Genomic DNA, 20,147 nt, shown 5'->3' on the forward strand with positions numbered 1-20,147 from the left:
CTGTGATTGGGTGACAGAAGGAAACCGCCGAATCATAGAAGGCTGGTTTGTATTTTTCATCCAAGAAACGTCCAAACGAATAAGCCATTGGGTTTCCTAAGAACATATCCGCAATCAATGGGAACAAGGTATAACGTAAAATAGCAATACTTGTTAGCTTTCTAGCGAATTTTTCAACTTTTTCTTCTCCGACCAATTTGATGATCGAGTTCATAAACGTAAGCAAACAAACAACTTGTGGAATGATACCAGTGACCCAACCTGTAAAGGTTTGACCACCAGCTGTAAACAGCCCAATGAAGCCTTGGGCTACACTAGCAATCGCATTCATATTTTTTCCTCTTCTCCTTTTATGAATTGAGTAGTAGTAAAATGTTGGCCGACATTTTTTACAATTTCATTATATGTGGCGATGTTTATAAAAGTCAATAAAAAAGCACTTTTATATTTACATTTAATTATTTATTTCATATTTATATTGTCTTTAATAGATTTTTTATATCTTTTATAATTACTTTTGTAAATTTTGAGCGATTTTTTATACTTAATAATTCATACAAGTTAATAAAGAGGCTTAGTTGCGCTTTTGTGTCAAACTATTCAATTTATTTGTTGTATGGTGTTTTACATTTCTCATATAACGGTTATGGAGGAACTCATCATGAAATGGAACAATGATCACAAATCAAAGGATTCCACCTATTTTATTCAGGTCGATATTCGCAACGGCAGAAAAGTGACTATCAAGAATGTTACACGTATTGGAAAGCATTCTCAATTATGGAAGATTACCAATGATTTCCTGGACTACGCCAAACAGAAGGTCAAATAAACCATGAAAAAACGTAATATACGATCGCCCGCAATTTCGATGAAAAGATCGTAAGTCATGGAAACAAAATTCCTAGATCTATTTGTCGAAACGTCGGCTACTTTTGTCTCAATAAAATCTACTTGGCTCTCAATCTCTATCTTTCTTTGATCAAGTCTGCAACGGGCATAAGATTGTCTATGATCCAAACATGATCAATAGGGTATTGACCATCTCCCGGAAAAGCTGCGCATCCTGAGAAATATCGACGGTTTGTACAGGACCTTTGATTTCTCTCTTTAGATATACTCGGTGAGCCCTATGATCCTTATCTTAAGTATCTGTTCCAGTCCACCATCAAACACGATACATTCGTTCGCTATTTCGATTGCAAGAACTTCGATTTTGAAAAGGATAATGAATTCCATACAATATTTGGATCAACAAAAAATGAGCATTCAGCCCTTCATCACAGACTATATGCTCATCTTTTTTTAACTGTTGAAAACAAGATTATTACGAGCAGTCAAATGCTATTCATGCACATATGTATAAGCAAAAAAATCATCTTTTTCATTTACACATTTGTTCACTTTTATGCGACATAAGTGATTATACTTCACATTTTTGATTGTTTCTATAAAAAAAAGAGGTCGAAGACCTCCAAACATATCTTATAGACCTGGATACATACCAATACTGAAGATAAACGCAATGATGACAGCAACAGGACCTGTGATCAAACGCGAATACAACACAGCTGGCACACCATATTCAATGGTTTCTGGTTCCGCTTCGCCCAAAGACAATCCAACCGGAACGAAGTCACATCCAACTTGTGCATCAATCGCAAATAAAGCTGGCAATGCATATTGCAGAGGAATAGCTCGTTGTGCAAATTGTTCACCCAACAAGACACCAACGGTCTGTGCAATGACAGCACCTGGTCCTAGGATAGGTGATAAGAATGGTACACCACAAACAATCGAGATGACCAACAATCCTGGCAATGTCGAACACATTGGACTGATGGTATGCGCAATGATATTTCCCAATCCACTGGCAGAAATGATACCCAACAAAGTCGATGTGAAGGCCATGAATGGCAATACATTTCGAATGATCATGTCGATCGAATCACGACCAGCTGCAAAGAACTTGTTGACGACATGTCCTACGCCGATACCAATTCGAGTAATGATGCCTGGTTTCTTTTCGTCTTGAGCAGCGGCAATTTCGGCTTTGGCTTGGTCTTTGGTCTTTGGACCATCCTTCTTTTCTGGTTTTGTTTCGGTAACGGTTGTTTTTTCATCCGTATAAGAAAGGTTGCTTTCTTTGACATCCGATACATAGATATCTGGTGTGATATACATCGCCAATGGGCCTACGGCTCCAACCGGTTCGACATTGACGGTCATGATGCGTTTCTTTGGATAGACACCGCAACGCGCCGTACCACCACAGTTGACAACAGCGACTGCCACTTCATCATCGGGAACGGTTGTCTTAAAGCCATCCACCAATTCACAGCCTGTCATTTCAGCAATTTTTTTCGCTACAGGACTGATTTGTTGGCCCGTTACACACAATACTTTATTCTTTTTTTCATTGGGTTCGATGATCAAGGGTCCACCAAATCCAGCACTACCTTTTGTGATCTTAATATTCTTATAAGCCATGATTCGTCCCCCCCTATTTCTTAATACCTGCTAAACGGAAATAAATTTTTTCCGTTAAGATACCACGAATGAAAATAACGATCAAACCAACGATGAAATAACGAACCGCTAAATCGGAATAACTTCCAGCGACTTTCTTGACACCTTCCGCAATTCCCATGAAGACGAACAATTCACCGGCATTGGCATGTGGGAACAAACCTGTGATGGGGTGTAAAAACGAAACAGCTGAATCATAAAATGCTGGTTTATATTCTTCATCGACAAAGCGTCCAAATGAATAACACATTGGATTTCCTAAGAACATATCCGCAACCAATGGAAATAAGGTATAACGTAAAATCGCATTTCCGGTTAACTTTTTCGCAAATCTTTCTACCTTTTCATCACCGACCAATTTAATGATCGAGTTCATAAACGTAAGCAAACAAACAACTTGTGGAATGATACCAGTGACCCAACCCGTAAAGGTTTGACCACCAGCGGTAAACAGCCCAATAAAGCCCTGGGCTACACTAGCAATCGCATTCATAAATTTCTCTCCTTTTTTATTTCAAAACTTTTGGCCTTGCACTTTATGCCTGTACACGCTGACCATACAGGCGAAATCGATTGAAATCGGTTTCATGTACATATATATTGATACCATTTCACCTTTATGTAGTCAATATATTTATTTTGAAATTATGTTTAAGTTAAAAAATTCAATATTTTATTAATACATTTGTTCAGTATTATTTCATATGTTGTTTATTCGATATATATGGCATTTTTAATGTAAGCGTTATCATTTCGCAGATTCCTTTTATATCCTTGCTTTGTCTATATTTTCCATAAATAAGCTGGGTCACTGATCTATTTCTATTGATTAGATTGGACTTTTTCGAAGCATAGAATACGCTTTCACATACCATCAAAATATGAATTCTATATGTTCTTATTTTGTATACAAAATACATCCTAGGACATTTTTTCATCCTCGATATCCGCTTCTTTGCATCACACACATTCATGAATTCATTGTTGCTCGTTTTCGCCTATATCAATAAAACGAACCCCCATTTTCTGATGCAGTATGTACGGCTATATTTCATCTGATCACAAAGCTATCCTTAGAAAAGACAATCACTGCCCATATTGGTATATGGTTGTCATAAGCAACATCTCAAGAAGCTTTGGCTACTCCGATCCATGCAGCATATAAAAAGACTGTTGACTTTGTATGTTGTCAACAGTCTCAACCAATCTATGAATTATCCGAAAATTTCGTCTTGTTTTTGACGGATTTGATAGATCAATGTATTCTTATCGATTTCAACATCATCGTAAGTCAATAATTGACCTTTCTTAACGTCTTTCTTCAATACGGCGTTCTTATTGATCAATCCAAATGGAACGAATCCAGCTTCTTTTGCGTGTTCGTGTGTATCGATTGAACCATATGTAGTGTATCCACCGATACCATCCAAATGTTCTCCAGCTTTCATATCTTTCTTAGCTACTGTGATAACTTCGGATACCAATCCACCCTTTGGTACGATTACACCTTCATGATAGATAACAGCACGTCCAATTGTTAATGGAGTTTCCAAGTTACACAAGTGATAAGGACGATACAATGTCCATAATGGTCCTGGACCCATGCTATGATATTGCATTTGATAAGAGATCTCATCATTATCTGTAGATACGGTTACGAATACACCTGGGGCAATACCACGAACGTATTCAACAACACCGTGTTTATTCAAGATACCATCGTCTTCTTTCAAACGATACATATCATTCAATCCCTTAACATCACAAGCGATACCATGACCACCAATTACATCAGGAACCAATCCCGTTGCATTTGACATTGCAGTCATTTCAACCATTGTCTTAGTACCATCTTTGAATGCACATAACATTCTTGGGCTCATCTTACGACGAGTTGCTTCTTCTAATACAGTATCTGGGTTGCAAGCACGATCTAGACGGTTGTTCTTACCTTTACCAATAACTTCTACATTCAAACCAATAGCTGTTGCGAAATCATACAATTCCATAACGGCACCTGGTTCATCTCCGTTCGTACCTGTGTAAACAACACCAGCTTCTTGGGCTAATTTGTTCAAGTAAGGTCCGATAACAACGTCGGATTCAACGTTCATCATGATGATATGTTTCTTCGCTGCGATGGCATCCAAAGCAATACGAGCACCAACATCAGGAACACCAGTAACATCAACAACTACATCAATTTCAGGGGTTTTTGTAACTAATGAAGAATCATTCGTAGCTACATATTTTCCAGCTTTGATTGCTTTACTTGCTTCTTCAACATCGGTTGTTTTAACGATGTCTTCTGGTTTTACGCCACCATATTCAAATGCATGGACAGCTAAATCAATATTAATATCGGCACAAATGGCAGGACGTTCACCTTTGATCATGACCAATTCAGTGACCATTCCACGGCCCATTTGTCCGGCACCAACAACACCAACTTGGATAGGTTTTCCTTCGGCTTCTAATTGAGCCAATTTTCTGTTCATGTTATACATAACTTAACTTTTCCTCCTTTATGTATATCCACTCGACTTTTTACAATGTCATATTAATTCTAATACATTTGCTTGTCAATAGGGAATGTATACTTTTTTTCAATACTTATTCAATTGTAATTTCACCACCGACTTTTAAGTCATCCGCAGTGAATTCTGGACCTTCTAGTTCCATCATACCTGGACGATCAACTTCAGTCTTACCATTAAAAGCAACGGTGCAATGTCCTAAATCACGCAACGTATTGATGGCTTCCCATCCAACGGCCGTGACTTTGTATTTTTTTCCACAAATCGTCATGGTATCACCTGGAGCTGGATCCTCTTTTAATTCACATTTCGTATGTAAAATACTAATGTCAGCCAATTCAGGTGGTGCATCTTCATTAAACATAATAATAAAGTTACATGCTGGATTCAAAAATTCTAGGGCATCGTTCCCCCAACCGGTAATTTTAACTTGGAATTTCATTTTTTTCCTCCTTCCAAATTTTATACATAAAATGTTCGGCCAAAAACATTTTAAAACCTTAGTCCTCTTCTATCGTTTCTGGATGCTCTTCTCTTTCAAAACGCATCTCCAATGCTTCTAAAGCATTGATATAACCTCGATAGAATTTTTGTTTACGATCTGGCATTTCTCTAAATTCTAATAAATAGTCATCGATCGAACGCCCGATCATGGGCTTTCCTAATAATTCTGTAATGGGATGAAACTGTGCAAATATGGTAGAACCTGTCATTGCTTCACCACCTGTAATGATATGTTTCGAATCACAAGCGATGATGACAACATAGCTATTAAAAAACCAACCACGCTTTTGTCCCATCCCCACATTACCTAATTTGTGGACACGACTGACAGCTTTACGATAGCGGCGAATTTGTAAAAAGCCACCAATCATCTGCATGACCATCAATGCCATCGCAATCGCAAACAATAATATCAAATTTTTTGACATGTTTACTTTTCTTCCTCCATAATAGCTAATATTCGATTGACACAACTAATATCCGTAATCAGTACATTGATACGTTTTCCTCGTAAAGCACCTAAGATAGCTCTGGCTTTCTCTTCGCCAACCGCAATGGCAATTCGCGTATCAATTTGGGCTAAATTTTCTTCACTAATAGCCATGACACGGTCATTGAACTCTTTAAATGGGCCTTCATTGCCATTTTCATCAAAGAAACGAAGCATCACATCGCCTACAGCGCCCATTTCTTTATAATGTGCATACTGTTCCGGCGTTATATATCCCGAATCAACCAATGTAGAATGAGAAGCCTCCGTTGAGCCAACACCCATGATCACCGCATGCAACAGAGGAAATAAAGAAGTTACCTCCTCTACTGGTTTTTCTTTTTTCAAACCATCCATTATATCAATGTTACGGAAAATAGCGGGAGCAAAAAATTGAACAGCGCTGCCACCAAATTTTTTCGCAAAAGAATTCGCAATTTCATTCGAATGATAGTTTTGCGTCCCTAATTGTTTGATACCAACACCACCAACTACGGGCACAAACGTACAATCAACAGACTCCACCGAAATATTGACATTGGCAAGATCATACAAGGTATGTCCCATGGAGACACCAATATATTCTTGGTCCTGAAACGTTCTTGAAAAATAAGAAATTGCCTCTTCATATACTTTTTGAAGATGCTCATATCGATTGCCAATTTCCAATTCATCGACAATGACGATTTCTTTTAAATCGAAAACTGCTTCTAATTTTCGTTCTAACTCGCCATACATGACACTGTCTGGATTATCCAATTCAATGCGAACAATATTTCGTTCACGCCCCGCTTTCAACAAACGTGAAACCGTAGCACGAGAAATACCCAATTGATCACAGATCTCTACTTGAGAGAAGCCATCCTTATAATATAAGTAACAACATTTATATATCAGACGAGGATCATCTACAATTTTTTTCATGTAACCGTTTTCCTTTTACGGTTTTATATTAACACGATACTTTTTGTAGTCAATAGATTGTATATTGAACATATGTATAAATAATATTGTTAGAATTTTAACTTATACAAATGTTCAATATAGAAAAAAAGAGTGTAAGACACCTCTCACACTCAACCTCTCTAATACTTTTATTTTACCTCATTTTTTTCAACCATCCAATAAAAAAAGGCCTTGTTTTCAAACAAGACCCCATAAACTTACGCAATGGCTTTAAAAGCCGTATCCAAAGCCGCTAAGATATCATCGATATGCTCAGTACCAATGGATAAACGAATTGTATTTGGATAAATACCCTGATCTGCTGCCTCGGCTTCTGTCAATTGCGAATGGGTTGTTGAAGCGGGATGAATAACCAAAGACTTCACATCCGCAACATTTGCCAATAAGGAGAAGATTGGCAAATTGTCGATCCATTTACGAGCTGTTTGCGCATCGCCCTTGACTTCGAATGTAAAGATCGAACCACCACCATTTGGGAAATACTTCTTATATAATTCTGGTTCTTCAATCGAAGGATGATGAACCGCTTCCACTTGTGGATGATTGTTCAAATATTCAACAACCTTTAACGCATTTTCTACATGACGCTCTACACGCAACGATAACGTTTCCAAACCTTGAATGAATGCCCACGCATTGACTGGAGAAAGTGTTGCTCCCTCATCACGTAATAGGATCGCACGGATATATGTCACAAAAGCAGCTGGTTTGGTTGCTTCATAGAAACGAATACCATGATACGAAGGATTTGGTTCAGTCAACCATGGATATGCATCGGTTTGATCCCATTCATATTTACCACTTTCAATAACGACACCACCTAAAGTAGCACCATGACCACCAATGAACTTCGTTGCACTATGGACAACGATATCGGCACCATGTTCAAATGGACGAACCAAGTAAGGTGTCGCAAAAGTATTGTCCACAACCAATGGAATATGATGTTTATGAGCAACTTCAGCCCAAGCTTCGATATCTACGATATTTCCCAATGGATTTCCTAACGTTTCGATCCACAAACCTTTGGTGTTTTCATCGATGGCTGCTTCCACTTCATCCAATTTATAAGGATCGGCAAATTTGGCGGTAATGCCATACAAAGGCAATGTATGTGCCAACAAGTTATAGGTACCACCATAAATCGTTTTAGCTGCCACGATATTTTCACCCGCTTTCGCTAAGGCTTGGATCGCATAAGTAACTGCTGCAGCACCAGATGCTGTCGCAATCGCAGCACTGCCACCCTCTAAAGCGGCAATTCGTTTTTCAAATACATCTTGCGTAGAGTTTGTCAATCGACCATAGATATTTCCGGGATCAGCCAAGCCAAAACGATCGGCTGCATGTTGCGAATTTTTAAATACATACGATGAAGTCAAATAAATAGGAACTTGACGAGAATCGGTGGCTGGATCGGCTTCTTCTTGTCCGACATGTAAAGCTAATGTTTCGAAATGATATTTTTGTTCTGACATATTGTATTTCCTCCTAGAATTTGTATTCTTTGTTTGTATGGTCATACAATACGCCCACTTTGGCTATTTGTATAATTGGTAAATATAATATTTGCGATAAATGATTTTTATATCTATTTAAAGTACCCAACCAACTCTTCTACATAGGTTTTCGCAATGGGTGATAACACACTATGTCGTTTATAAATATAACCAATCGTCATGGAACTATTGGGATTATCATCATCGGCCTCATAAGGAATCACCACATAATCATCCCCATTTAATTCTTCGGATATGATCCCACTACACAACATATATCCATTCAAGCCAATCATCAGATTCAAAGCCGTCGCTCGATCATTCAATTTGATCTGACGTGCATATTCATTTTCGGATAAAATTTCTTCTGCCAGATAAAACGCACCATCTTCTCCTTGATCAAACGATAAATACGGATAATCCTGTAACTGATTCAAACGAATGCTTTTTTCCTTAGCGAGTGGATGCTCTTTATATACATAGACATATGCATCACACGTAATAATGGGTTCAAACCCCAATCCATTTTCATCCATCAAACGCTGAATGTATTTGCGATTATAATCACTCATATACAAAATGCCAATTTCACTCTTGGAATTGCCCACATCCTTGATGACTTCCATGGTTTGACATTCTTTGATCCGAAATTCATATTTTAAAGTATCAAATTGTTTCACTGTTTCCACAAATGCCTTGACGGCAAAGGAATAATGTTGACAAGAAACGGAAAACTTATGTTTCATCGAACCTTGTGGTCCATATTTTTCTTTTAACAGTTCATATTGTTGATAAATTTGTCGTGCACTCATCAAAAAATCATTGCCCTCATCGGTCAATAGCACACCGCGATTGGTTCGCTCAAAAATCGTGATTCCCAATTCCGATTCCAATTCTTTGATAGCACTGGTCAAAGTGGGTTGAGAAATGAATAATTTCTCTGCTGCTTTATTCATCGACCCCACTTCGGCCGTAACGATCATATAATAGATTTGTTGAAGTGTCATACGGTTCCCTTTCCCTATTTTCTTGTATCGAGTATGGTTTCTGCCCAAGTTTGATAAAACGATGGTTGAAAATGCATCCCATCCTGGGCATAGATGGATTCATTTGCCAATGTATCATCGGCCACATAGATCCATTTTTGTTTTTTGCACATTTTCTTTAACGCTTGATTGATGGTTGGAATTTGTTGCCAACGCGCATCGTTTTGGGTCAACGCCTGGTTAACCGGAATGATCGCACAGATATAGATCTTTGCCTGCGGTACGATCGCTTGGACCTTTTTGACTTCTTCTTGTACCTTGGCCACATATCCCCCTTCATAATTTCGTCCAAGATCATTCAATCCATATGAAATATATACCGAAGTGGGACTGATTTTTTTGATCGTTCCCAAATGGGCATCGATCTTTACGATGGAATCCCCCGTATCTGCCAATACACGACTATCTTCTAAAAAACCATAGGATTGAAAGCCCAACACGCGTGAATCGCCTAAAAAGACATAATCATGAAAGCGGGCAAAGACATTCTCATCGGTGATATTTTCTTCTTTTTCTTTGGAAAATTTTGTGGCAAGCGGTTGCGTTGGCAATTTTTCTTGTTGCTGGATATAACGAAGACCCTCTGTTTTGGTGGGATGGATGGATGAAAAGAACATCAAAAGTATCCATACCAACACCAATCCGATTCCTATATAGATTAGCCTTTTTTCCTTAAAAACCATGGACCTATTATAGCACGCGATACAAATTTTGTTGTGTCCTGATTTTCAAAATGCTACCATAAAGGATAGGAGAATACATATGAAAGTAGCATTTGTGACAGATACAGGAACAGGCATGAGCCCCGAACAATGGAAACAAGAGGGCATCTATTGCCTTCCTCTACAAATTGAATGCGATGGCATTTCCTATGATGAGTTGGAAACGATGAATTATCATCAATTTATCCAAAACCTCCATCAAAAGAAGATCATGAAAACGTCTTTGCCCAAATTAGGACATATCGAGGATTGTTTTCAAGCCATTAAAGACCAAGGATATGACACCGTTTTTTGTGTTCCCATTTGTCGTGGTCTTTCTGGTGCCATGGATGCGATGGAAATGATGGCTCGCCAAGTCGGCTTGGACTTTATCGGTATCGATTGTTATGTGACCGCGGTACTACAAGCCACTTGTATTCGCATGGCCAAACAAATGTATGATCAAGGCATCAGCATGGACATCATTGTTGCCAAATTACAAGCCATCATTGAAACAGGAGACACGATCCTGATCTTTGAAGATCTGCAACACATGCGTCGTGGCGGACGATTGACCCCAGCTGCCGCCCTACTTGGTGGCTTATTACGCATAAAACCCGTTTTGCATCTTAACATTTCCACCCAAGGAAAAGTCGATGTGATGGCCAAACCAAGAACCTTATCCAAAGCTCAAAACGAGGTGATCGAACGGTTAAAAGCACGAACGACGATCCAGGAAGATACCATCTTTTTAGCGCATGTCGATGCCCAAAAGAATGCCGAAGCCTTTGCCCAAAAGATCGAAACCGAAATCAAAGGCGTTCATGTCCATGTGATCGATCTGGTCAGTGCCGTTGGTGTCCATACTGGACTTGGCTGTTTAGCGATACAAGTATTTGATACGAAAGCTTAGAGGTGAGACCATGTATTATGAAATCGAAGGAATCGGTACGATTCCACCCATGTCTTTTGAAGAAGACCAATTGGTCACAGAACGCAAGACCTATGCTTATGACCAAATCAAAGATCTATATATCACCAATTCCACGGCTTTTAGTCCCTATGCGATTCTGAAAGTCAAATACGATGGTGGCATTGACTCCATTCCCTTTAATCGCCATCGTTTAAAAGTCGTCAAACATGCCATTAATGAATGGCGCATGCACAAAGAGCACAAAGAAACACCAACGCTGGATCCTTACCAACAAATCAAAGAACTCAAGGAACTCTTAGATATGGGTGCCATCACCCAAGAAGAATATGATCAAAAGAAAAAGGAATTGCTGCATTTATAAGCAATTCCTCTTTTTTTTAGATGACATAGAACCAAGTTTCATCTTGGGCTAGATCTTCTTTTTCAATCTTATCCTTACCCATATGTAATTCTTGGTTTTGGATCGTTACCCGTGATTCCGGTTTGATGGAGCTAGTCACAAATGCATTGGATCCAATGACAGAATCATGACCAATGACCGTTTTGCCACCCAAAACCGAAGCCCCCGAATAAATCGTAACATTATCTTCAATGGTTGGATGCCGTTTGACCCCATGCAAACGTTGACCCGCACTGGTCGATAAAGCGCCTAAGGTCACGCCTTGATAGATCTTGACGTGTTGGCCAATTTCGGTGGTCGAACCCACCACGATACCAGTCCCATGATCGATAAAGAAATACTTGCCAATCGTAGCCGCTGGATGAATATCAATACCCGTTACAGAATGGGCATATTCTGACATCATGCGAGGAATCAATGGCACATTCAATTCCCATAAAACATGGCAGATTCGATGCACCGTAGAAGCAAGGATACCTGGATAACTTAAAACAATTTCATTTTTGCTGGAAGCCGCTGGATCCCCATCAAAGGTCGCTTGAATATCCGTATCAATGAAACTACGAATCCGCGGAATTTGGGTAAAGAACTGCAACGTGATATCCTTGGCCACTTTGCGCAATTCCCCTTCATTCGCCTTTTCGTATTTTGGATCATTTTTCAATGCGATCACAATTTGTTTTTGCATATTATACATGACATCTTCAACCAAAGCAGATAAAGAATGGCGCATATTGAAGATCTTATAGACTTCATCCCGATAAAAACCAGGAAAAATGATGCGCAATAATTTATTGACAATTTCAATGACCTTCGTTTTATCCGGTTGATGAAACATGGTCATTACGTCCAATTCCCGCTTTTGATTATAGTCGTTCATGACCAGTTCAACGACTTCTTCGACTTCATTGAATTCCAATTCATCCATAAAATTCACCTCTTGTTTCTATTCTAACAAAAGACGATTCACTTGTCGTCTATAACGATTTTAGATTCGCGCAACTCCACTATCACGCGCCGCTTGAGCAACCGCTTTGGCAACCGCTGGGCCCACTTTTGGATCAAATGCTTTCGGAATGATATAATCGGCCGATAATTCTTCTTCCGGAATTAAATTGGCCAACGCTTTGGCCGCTGCCATTTTCATCTCTTCATTGATATCCGAAGCACGCACATCAAAGGCCCCACGGAATACCCCTGGAAACGCTAATACATTATTGATTTGATTTGGAAAATCACTACGACCAGTCGATACGACGGCAGCTCCCGCTGCTTTTGCCTCATCTGGGAAGATTTCTGGAGTGGGGTTGGCACACGCAAAAATGATCGCATCGGAATGCATGCTTCGCACCATATCTTGACTTAATAAGCCCGGTGCCGAAACCCCAATGAAGACATCGGCCCCTTGGATCACATCGGCTAGACTTCCCTGCTTTTTCGCTAAATTTGTGACTTGTGCCATTTCTGCTTTGATCCAATTCAAATGATCGCGGCCTTCATAAATCGCCCCATGACGATCGGTCATGATGATATCTTTAAAGCCCGCTGATAATAAAAGCTTCACAATGGAAATAGCGGCAGCCCCAGCTCCCGATGTCACCACTTTCACTTCTTCTTTTTTCTTGCCCACGACTTTTAAGGCATTGGTCAGACCCGCCAAGGTGATGATGGCTGTTCCATGTTGATCATCATGAAAAACCGGAATATCACAGACTTCTTTTAAGCGTCGTTCAATTTCAAAACAACGAGGCGCACTGATATCTTCCAAATTGATACCACCAAACGATTTGGAAATATTTTTTACCGTTTCAACAATGGTATCCACATCGTTGGAATCGACACACAAAGGAAACGCATCGACATCGGCAAATTCTTTAAATAAGACACACTTTCCTTCCATGACCGGCATGGCGGCTTCGGGGCCAATATTTCCCAATCCCAATACAGCAGATCCATCCGTAATGACCGCAGCCATGTTCCATCGACGCGTCAATGTATAACTTTTCGACAGATCCTTTTGAATTTCCAAACAAGGCTGTGCGACTCCAGGTGTATAAGCAATTGAAAGATCATTCGCATTTCTTACTTTCGCACGAGAAATGACTTCGATCTTTCCTTTCCATTGTTCATGTTGTTTTAACGATTCCTTTGCGTAATCCATAATTTCCTCCCTATATCATTTTTTCTGGTTGTACCGCTGCATCAAATTCATCTTCGGTCATATATCCCAATTTGACTACAGCTTCTTTTAATGAAATGTTTTCTTTAAAGGCCAAATTTGACGTTTGCGCGGCCTTTTCATACCCAATATATGGATTCAATGCCGTCACCAACATCAAAGAATGCTTCAAATTATAGTCCATCTTCGCCGTATTGGCCTGAATACCAACCAAACAATGATCGGTAAACGACTTCATACAATCCGCCAACAAATCCACGGATTGTAAAAAATTATAGGCAATCACCGGCATAAATACATTCAATTCAAAGTTTCCTTGACTCGCAGCCATCCCTATGGTCGTATCATTGCCCATCACTTGTACTGCCACCATCGTTACCGCTTCACATTGGGTCGGATTGACTTTCCCTGGCATGATGGAAGAGCCTGGCTCATTGGCTGGAATGGTGATTTCACCTAAGCCCAACCGAGGTCCGGAAGCCATCCAACGTACATCATTGGCAATCTTCATTAAATCGGCAGCCAATGCTTTCAATGCACCATGGCTAAAGGTAATCGCATCTTTACTACTTAAGGCATGAAATTTATTGGGCTCCGTTTCAAACGAAAGACCCGTTAATTGACTAATGATCCCAGCGGCTTCTTGACCAAATTCTTTGGGTGCATTCAATCCCGTACCAACCGCCGTTCCTCCCAAAGCCAATTGGGAAAGATAAGGCAGAGTCGATTGAATGTATGCCTTGGATTGGACGATCATCATTTTCCATCCACTAATTTCTTGTCCAAACCCAATGGGAACCGCATCTTGTAGATGGGTACGTCCGCTTTTGATCACATTGCGATTGGCTTTTTCCAATTGATCCAACACTTGGATCATATGATCCATGGCTGGAAATAACTGATGGGTAATGGCTCGAACCGCCGCAATGTGTAATGCGGTGGGAAACGTATCATTGGATGATTGTGACATATTGATCGTATCATTGGGATGCAAACGTTTTTCTTGCGCAATTTGATTGCCCCGATTCGCAATCACTTCATTCATATTCATATTGGATTGTGTCCCGCTACCGGTTTGCCAGACAACCAATGGAAATTGATCATTCCATTTGCCCGCTAAAATCTCATCACAAACGGTTTGGATCAATTGGCAAGTGTCGGCATCCAATTTTCCTAATTTTTTATTGGCAATGGCGGCTCCTTTTTTCAAGATCGCAAAAGCCTCAATGATGCCTTGTGGCATCTTTTCTTGACCAATCTTGAAATTTTGTTTGCTTCGTTGCGTCTGTGCACCCCATAATGCATCGGCAGGAACTTTCATTTCCCCCATGGAATCATGTTCTATACGATACTTCGTCATGTTTAGCCTCCTTTACGTGTATCATTATACGTTAATTCTTTCCACAATGTACAAAACATCGTGATAAAACAAGCCAAACCACCGATGACATTGGATATGGGTTCGGCGATAAAGACACCCTGCACCCCTAACCAATGAGGCAAGACAAGCGTCAAAGGAATGACGATGATGGCTTTTCGCAACAAGGAAAAAAAGATCGCATAGCCTTTTCGATTTAAGGATTTAAACATGGTCTGTCCAGTATATTGAAAGACCATGAAGATGAAGGCAAAAAAGTAAAGATGCAACGCTTGACGAGATGGCCCTTGTAATATGGGATCATTGGAAAAAATCGAGATAAAAAACAAAGGAATCTTTTCAATCAACAACCAGATCAAACTGGCATAGACCAAAGTCAAACCAAACATGACCCAAAACGCTTGTTTGACACGTGGATACGCTTTGGATCCATAATTGAACGATAAGATGGGACTGGATCCATCCGTAATGGCCCAAATAGGAATTTCCAACATTTGACGAACACTCGAAACGATGGTCATGACCGATACATACAAATCACCACCACTCAGACTGAGCATATGATTGCATGCAATCTGTACCAGTCCATTGGTCAGCTGCATGATAAATCCAGCTAAACCTAAAGAAAGGATATCTTTTGCACGATAAAAAGCCGAAGGCTTGATCCAATGCAAAGTAATTTCAATTTGGGATTGCGTCAAGAAACGAATCACGAAAATGGCCGATAAGATCTGGGAAATCACCGTTGCGATGGCCGCACCTTCCACATTCAAACCAAAGACAAAAATAAAGAGGGGATCCAAAAGAATATTCGCGATGGCCCCAATCAATACGGTCGTCATGCCTGCTTTGGGATAACCTTGGGCATTGATAAACGCATTCATGCCGGTTGAAATCATGGAAGCAATGGTTCCAATCAAATAAATACGCATATAGGGAAGACTATAGACAAGGGTTTGTTTCGAAGCGCCAAATGCGATCAAGATGGGTTGCGCCAAAACAAACAGAACCAGAGTTAGAAAAGCACCAGTATAGACCAACATCACAAAGGAAGTATCCATGATCTTTTGGGCATGGATGGAATCTTGTTTACCGCGATCGATTGCAAATAAGGGAGCCCCACCACTGGAAAAAAGATTTGTGAAAGCCATGATGATGGTAATGATAGGAAAACAAAGGCCGACCGAACCTAAGGCCAGCGTTCCTATCTTGGGAATGCGACCAATATAGATTCGATCGACGATATTGTAAAGAAGATTCAAAACTTGAGCCACTAACATGGGCATCGCCGTTTGAAAGATATTTTTCGTGATCGATCCATGCGCAAAATCAACTTGTTTCATACACATGTATTATAACAGAAATTGGGCCAATTGAGCGATGGAATCCACAACCAGATCCGCCGCTATGAATTCATCTTTCTGACCATAGCCATACCGGACCCCAATCGCATACACCCCATTGGCTTTGGCACCCAAAATATCCACTTGACGATCGCCAATCATTGCCACTTGACAAAGATCCACTTGCCATTGACACAATGCTTTTTCAATCAAATCAGCTTTCCCTTCTCGATGTGGCTTTTGTAGCTCCGCTTTCATATCGGGCGCATTCACCAAACCAAAATGATCCAAGATACCAAAATGAACAAGGATCTTTTCAACATAATACTTGGGCTTGCTCGAACAAATACCCAAGGTCTTGCCTTGTTGGCTCAATTGTTTAAGCAATGAATCCATGCCCGGATACATCGAACACGCCCATATACCTTTTTCCTCATAAAAAGTGCGATAGGCCTGGACCAAGGCTTTTGCGGTTGTCTCATCTACACCATATGTCTTTTGAAATTCCGTATTTAGAGGTGGCCCAACAAAGTGTTCCAAGGATTTCAGATCGGGTTCTTCGATGCCAATGGTCGATAAAGCATATTGGACCGATTGGGTAATGCCTAAAGCCGATTCAGAAATAGTACCATCCAGATCAAACAATAGATAATTCATGCTACCACCAAAACTTCACTTCAAAACCGGTTTCATTGGAAACAACGGGGATCGAATGCATATCCATATGATCGATCCGAATGGAACCAAACGATCCCAATTCCTTAAGAAATCGAGAAATCATCGAAGCCTCACCTTGAATCTCCATTTCGACCCGGCCATCCATATCGTTACGACACCATCCACTCAAATGCATCTTTTCGGCCAATTGTGAAGCTGTCCAACGAAAGCCGACACCTTGTACTTGTCCCGTAAACCAAATGTGTTTTCTTTCCATGCTTCTAGTATACCATGCGATCCTCTTTTTTAGAGGCCTCGCACGACAAAATATGGATAAATGATCCAATGAAAAAATCCTGGAATGTTCCAGGATCCTCTGCGTTTATCATGCATGAAAAGCTTGTTGGATGACATCTTTTAAGACAATGGAAGATTGTTGAAGTTCTTCTTGTTCTTTTTCATTCAATTCCATCGGAACCAATGTTTCGATGCCATCTTTTCCGACAATAGCTGGCATGCTTAAAGTTACATCGTTTAAGCCATATTCGCCATGCATCGCACTCGATACGGGCAATACGGATTTTTCATCTCGAATAATGGCTTCACAAATACGTTTGACACTCATCGCAATGCCATAGTAGGTTGCTTTTTTCTTCTCAATAATTTCATAGGCACTATTTTTTACATCTTGTGCAATTTTATACATGGACTGTTCATGGTGGAAATGACCACGCATCTCACAAAAATCATCCAATGGGACACCGGATACGCGAACACAGCTCCAAGCCGCAATTTCACTATCGCCATGTTCACCAATGATCATCGCATCGACATTGCGAGGATCCACGGCTAAGTGTTGTCCTAACATATATTGAAGACGGGCTGTATCCAAAACAGTACCCGATCCAAACACACGGTTTTCAGGTAAACCACTCATTTTTTGTGCTACATAGGTCAAGATATCCACTGGATTGGCAACAACCAAAAGAATACCTTGCACATCGCGTTTGGCAATTTCAGGTAAAATGGATTGGAAAATACCAACATTCTTTTTTACTAGATCCAATCGGGTCTCTCCGGGTTTTTGGCCTGCACCAGCAGAAATGATGATGATGGCTGCATCGACAATATCATCATACGTACCGGCATAGATTTGCATTGGTGACGCAAAGGGCAAACCATGACTGATATCTAAAGCTTCCCCTTCGGCTTTTTCTTGATTGGCATCGATCAAGACCATTTCGGAGAATAAACCACTTTGCATCAAGGCAAAACAAGAGGCGGAACCCACAAAACCGCAACCAATCATCGCAACCTTTCGAACATTGACCATGTTTATCCCTCCAATTCAACCAATAAAGCCATTTTAAATGGACCATTTGCTTGTACGGCATGTTTGCCATTCTTTTCAAAACGGAAATTTTCACCCGCATGCACTTCATATGGCTTTCCTTCATAAGTGATCGTGGCTTGACCATCTAACGCAAAGATCAAGGCATTGCCTGGAGCTGCATGTTCGGCCAATGCACAGCCATCATCAAAAGCCATGATCACAAATTTCATCTTATCGTTGGATAAAAGATCCATATTTACGATTTTCCCGGCTTGATAGGGAATCAAATCTTTCAATTGAAACACATCTACATTTTTTAATACTTCATTCATCTTCGTTTCCTCCTTGATCAATATTTCTGTATAAACCGAATCTGTCTCTGCTTCGACACCACTCAAAGTATTGGCAGCTACAAATAAACAATCCTTGTCTTGTAGCGCGTGGCCATTTATTTTTAATTTGCCGGTATCCACGATATACAACGCATCACATGGATATCTCTCCGCTGAGATCGATGTCTGTTTGGCTAAAGAAAAATGGGTGACATCGGCCATTTCTTGATGAGATATCGTGCATCCTGCAACCGGTATGTTTTCATCATACAGTTTCATAGGCTACCTCCTGATTCTTATTATAGAGAACCTAAAAAAAGACCTCGTTGTTTTTCCAACGAAGTCTAACCAAAAAAGCGTTTTATTTCAATTTCGGCCGTCTCGGGGCCATCCGATCCATGAATCAAATTATAAGTCGTAGAAGAAGCTAGATCCCCACGAATCGTACCAGCTTGGGCTTGTTCAAATTTCGTAGCTCCCATCAATTGACGAATCCCGGCAATCGCATTTTCCCCTTCCCAGATCATGGCCAAGACGGGACCTGAAGTCATATAAGCCACCGTTTCAGGAAAAAAAGGTTTGTCAGCAATATGGGCATAGTGTTCTCTTAAAATTGGCTCATCCAACATCATCGTCTTGGCTTGGACCAAATGATAGCCTTTGGCTTCGATACGTCCAAGGATTTCCCCCACTAAGCCACGTTGCAGCGCATCGGGTTTCAACATCACATAGGTTCTTTCTTTTGACATGTTCTACCTCTTTCTAATGTCTTTTCGAAAAGAATACAGACTCAATCCACTCACTAGGATACAAACTAGACCAGCTTCTTTGCTTTGCATCATCCAAGGAAGGATACAAAGCATCGGCATCCATATACCCCCGATCCATAATTTTTTGGATACAACGACAACAAGTCCGCCGATGATCAAGGCAATCAAACCCCACATTGGACGATACATCACCAACAAAGCACACGTACAGGCCACACCTTTCCCACCATGAAAATGGCGCCAAAACGGAAAATCATGACCGAAAATGGTCCCCAAGCCTGCATACAATATGGCCAAGGATGTCGGAAACAACCAATGACTAAGGCCCATCGCAAGAGCACATTTACCTAGATCGCCCAACAATACGATCATGCCCGGTTTGAATCCTAACGTACGCATGACATTGGCCATACCCGGGTTGTGAGAGGCTCCTAAGGTGGCTGCCGAATGGCCGGTATAATGGTAACTAACGACATCCGCCGTTAAAAAAGAGCCACAAAAATATCCAATCAAAAGACAAATCCATCTCATGAAAATAGTATATCATAG

The 20,147-nt window shown here is 40.4% G+C and carries 23 protein-coding genes; 3 read left to right on the plus strand and 20 right to left on the minus strand.

Translation table 11 applies throughout. The annotated features are described in order from the left end of the window. Positions 1 to 331 (minus strand): PTS glucitol/sorbitol transporter subunit IIC (locus tag MOZ64_RS08910; RefSeq protein ID WP_320326215.1); only part of this gene is annotated, 331 nt, incomplete at its 3' end. Between the two features lie 330 nt (positions 332 to 661). Between MOZ64_RS08910 and MOZ64_RS08915 the strand changes: the two genes are divergently transcribed. Further along, positions 662 to 832: a hypothetical protein gene (locus tag MOZ64_RS08915; protein WP_277633868.1), complete on the plus strand. Its 171-nt coding sequence runs from the start codon at positions 662 to 664 to the stop codon at positions 830 to 832. A 653-nt stretch (positions 833 to 1,485) separates the two neighbouring features. Here MOZ64_RS08915 and srlE read toward each other — a convergent pair. The 9 genes from srlE to MOZ64_RS08960 all read right to left on the minus strand — a co-directional run bounded on the left by srlE (position 1,486) and on the right by MOZ64_RS08960 (position 10,188). After that, a complete protein-coding gene (gene srlE, locus MOZ64_RS08920; protein WP_320326216.1) occupies positions 1,486 to 2,490 on the minus strand; it encodes a PTS glucitol/sorbitol transporter subunit IIB in 1,005 nt (334 codons plus the stop codon). A 13-nt stretch (positions 2,491 to 2,503) separates the two neighbouring features. Next, positions 2,504 to 3,022 (minus strand): PTS glucitol/sorbitol transporter subunit IIC, encoded by a 519-nt coding sequence (srlA, locus tag MOZ64_RS08925; protein WP_320326217.1) that lies wholly within the window; start codon positions 3,020 to 3,022, stop codon positions 2,504 to 2,506. 721 nt (positions 3,023 to 3,743) lie between these two features. Beyond that, a complete protein-coding gene (locus MOZ64_RS08930; RefSeq protein WP_320326218.1) occupies positions 3,744 to 5,036 on the minus strand; it encodes an NAD(P)H-dependent oxidoreductase in 1,293 nt (430 codons plus the stop codon). A gap of 106 nt (positions 5,037 to 5,142) precedes the next feature. Further along, a complete protein-coding gene (locus tag MOZ64_RS08935; protein WP_320326219.1) occupies positions 5,143 to 5,508 on the minus strand; it encodes a PTS glucitol/sorbitol transporter subunit IIA in 366 nt (121 codons plus the stop codon). A gap of 58 nt (positions 5,509 to 5,566) precedes the next feature. Next, positions 5,567 to 5,998, minus strand: a complete 432-nt coding sequence (locus MOZ64_RS08940; protein ID WP_320326220.1) for a transcriptional regulator GutM — start codon at positions 5,996 to 5,998, stop codon at positions 5,567 to 5,569. Positions 5,999 to 6,000: 2 nt separating this feature from the next. Then, positions 6,001 to 6,984 (minus strand): sugar-binding transcriptional regulator, encoded by a 984-nt coding sequence (locus tag MOZ64_RS08945; RefSeq protein ID WP_320326221.1) that lies wholly within the window; start codon positions 6,982 to 6,984, stop codon positions 6,001 to 6,003. Positions 6,985 to 7,223: 239 nt separating this feature from the next. Then, entirely contained in the window at positions 7,224 to 8,504 is a 1,281-nt protein-coding gene (locus MOZ64_RS08950; RefSeq protein ID WP_320326222.1) for an O-acetylhomoserine aminocarboxypropyltransferase/cysteine synthase family protein, read from the minus strand. 113 nt (positions 8,505 to 8,617) lie between these two features. Continuing rightward, positions 8,618 to 9,532 carry a LysR family transcriptional regulator gene (locus MOZ64_RS08955; protein WP_320326223.1) on the minus strand — a complete coding sequence of 305 codons (915 nt, stop codon included), beginning with the start codon at positions 9,530 to 9,532 and terminating at the stop codon, positions 8,618 to 8,620. A gap of 14 nt (positions 9,533 to 9,546) precedes the next feature. Continuing rightward, positions 9,547 to 10,188 carry a GDSL-type esterase/lipase family protein gene (locus MOZ64_RS08960; RefSeq protein ID WP_320326224.1) on the minus strand — a complete coding sequence of 214 codons (642 nt, stop codon included), beginning with the start codon at positions 10,186 to 10,188 and terminating at the stop codon, positions 9,547 to 9,549. 145 nt (positions 10,189 to 10,333) lie between these two features. On the opposite strand from MOZ64_RS08960, the gene MOZ64_RS08965 reads away from it, so the two are divergent. Together MOZ64_RS08965 and MOZ64_RS08970 are read left to right on the plus strand one after the other, a co-directional pair. Next, positions 10,334 to 11,185 (plus strand): DegV family protein, encoded by an 852-nt coding sequence (locus MOZ64_RS08965; protein WP_320326225.1) that lies wholly within the window; start codon positions 10,334 to 10,336, stop codon positions 11,183 to 11,185. 10 nt (positions 11,186 to 11,195) lie between these two features. Beyond that, positions 11,196 to 11,567, plus strand: coding sequence for an SHOCT domain-containing protein (locus MOZ64_RS08970; RefSeq protein ID WP_320326226.1), 372 nt, complete (start codon positions 11,196 to 11,198; stop codon positions 11,565 to 11,567). Between the two features lie 16 nt (positions 11,568 to 11,583). On the opposite strand, the gene epsC is transcribed toward MOZ64_RS08970, so the two are convergent. From epsC to MOZ64_RS09020, 10 genes are all read right to left on the minus strand, one after another. After that, positions 11,584 to 12,534: a serine O-acetyltransferase EpsC gene (epsC, locus tag MOZ64_RS08975; protein ID WP_320326227.1), complete on the minus strand. Its 951-nt coding sequence runs from the start codon at positions 12,532 to 12,534 to the stop codon at positions 11,584 to 11,586. A 60-nt stretch (positions 12,535 to 12,594) separates the two neighbouring features. Beyond that, positions 12,595 to 13,767 carry an NAD(P)-dependent malic enzyme gene (locus MOZ64_RS08980; protein WP_320326228.1) on the minus strand — a complete coding sequence of 391 codons (1,173 nt, stop codon included), beginning with the start codon at positions 13,765 to 13,767 and terminating at the stop codon, positions 12,595 to 12,597. A 10-nt stretch (positions 13,768 to 13,777) separates the two neighbouring features. After that, positions 13,778 to 15,145 carry a class II fumarate hydratase gene (fumC, locus tag MOZ64_RS08985; RefSeq protein WP_320326229.1) on the minus strand — a complete coding sequence of 456 codons (1,368 nt, stop codon included), beginning with the start codon at positions 15,143 to 15,145 and terminating at the stop codon, positions 13,778 to 13,780. 2 nt (positions 15,146 to 15,147) lie between these two features. Next, positions 15,148 to 16,506 carry an MATE family efflux transporter gene (locus MOZ64_RS08990; RefSeq protein ID WP_320326230.1) on the minus strand — a complete coding sequence of 453 codons (1,359 nt, stop codon included), beginning with the start codon at positions 16,504 to 16,506 and terminating at the stop codon, positions 15,148 to 15,150. 9 nt (positions 16,507 to 16,515) lie between these two features. Next, complete coding sequence (locus MOZ64_RS08995) at positions 16,516 to 17,163, minus strand: HAD hydrolase-like protein (protein WP_320326231.1); 648 nt, start codon at positions 17,161 to 17,163, stop codon at positions 16,516 to 16,518. A gap of 1 nt (position 17,164) precedes the next feature. After that, the gene (locus MOZ64_RS09000) at positions 17,165 to 17,440 is read right to left on the minus strand and encodes an acylphosphatase (RefSeq protein WP_320326232.1); all 276 of its coding nucleotides are present in this window, start codon (positions 17,438 to 17,440) and stop codon (positions 17,165 to 17,167) included. Between the two features lie 108 nt (positions 17,441 to 17,548). Then, positions 17,549 to 18,496, minus strand: a complete 948-nt coding sequence (locus MOZ64_RS09005; RefSeq protein ID WP_320326233.1) for an L-lactate dehydrogenase — start codon at positions 18,494 to 18,496, stop codon at positions 17,549 to 17,551. A 2-nt stretch (positions 18,497 to 18,498) separates the two neighbouring features. Further along, on the minus strand, positions 18,499 to 19,107 hold the full coding sequence (locus MOZ64_RS09010) for a cupin domain-containing protein (RefSeq protein WP_320326234.1): 609 nt from the start codon (positions 19,105 to 19,107) through the stop codon (positions 18,499 to 18,501). 65 nt (positions 19,108 to 19,172) lie between these two features. Next, on the minus strand, positions 19,173 to 19,577 hold the full coding sequence (gene ndk, locus MOZ64_RS09015; protein ID WP_320326235.1) for a nucleoside-diphosphate kinase: 405 nt from the start codon (positions 19,575 to 19,577) through the stop codon (positions 19,173 to 19,175). Between the two features lie 3 nt (positions 19,578 to 19,580). Then, the gene (locus MOZ64_RS09020; protein ID WP_320326236.1) at positions 19,581 to 20,129 is read right to left on the minus strand and encodes a glycerol-3-phosphate acyltransferase; all 549 of its coding nucleotides are present in this window, start codon (positions 20,127 to 20,129) and stop codon (positions 19,581 to 19,583) included. Positions 20,130 to 20,147 lie beyond the last annotated feature (18 nt).

Source organism: Absicoccus intestinalis (assembly GCF_033971885.1).
Lineage (GTDB): Bacteria > Bacillota_I > Bacilli_A > Erysipelotrichales > Erysipelotrichaceae > Absicoccus > Absicoccus intestinalis.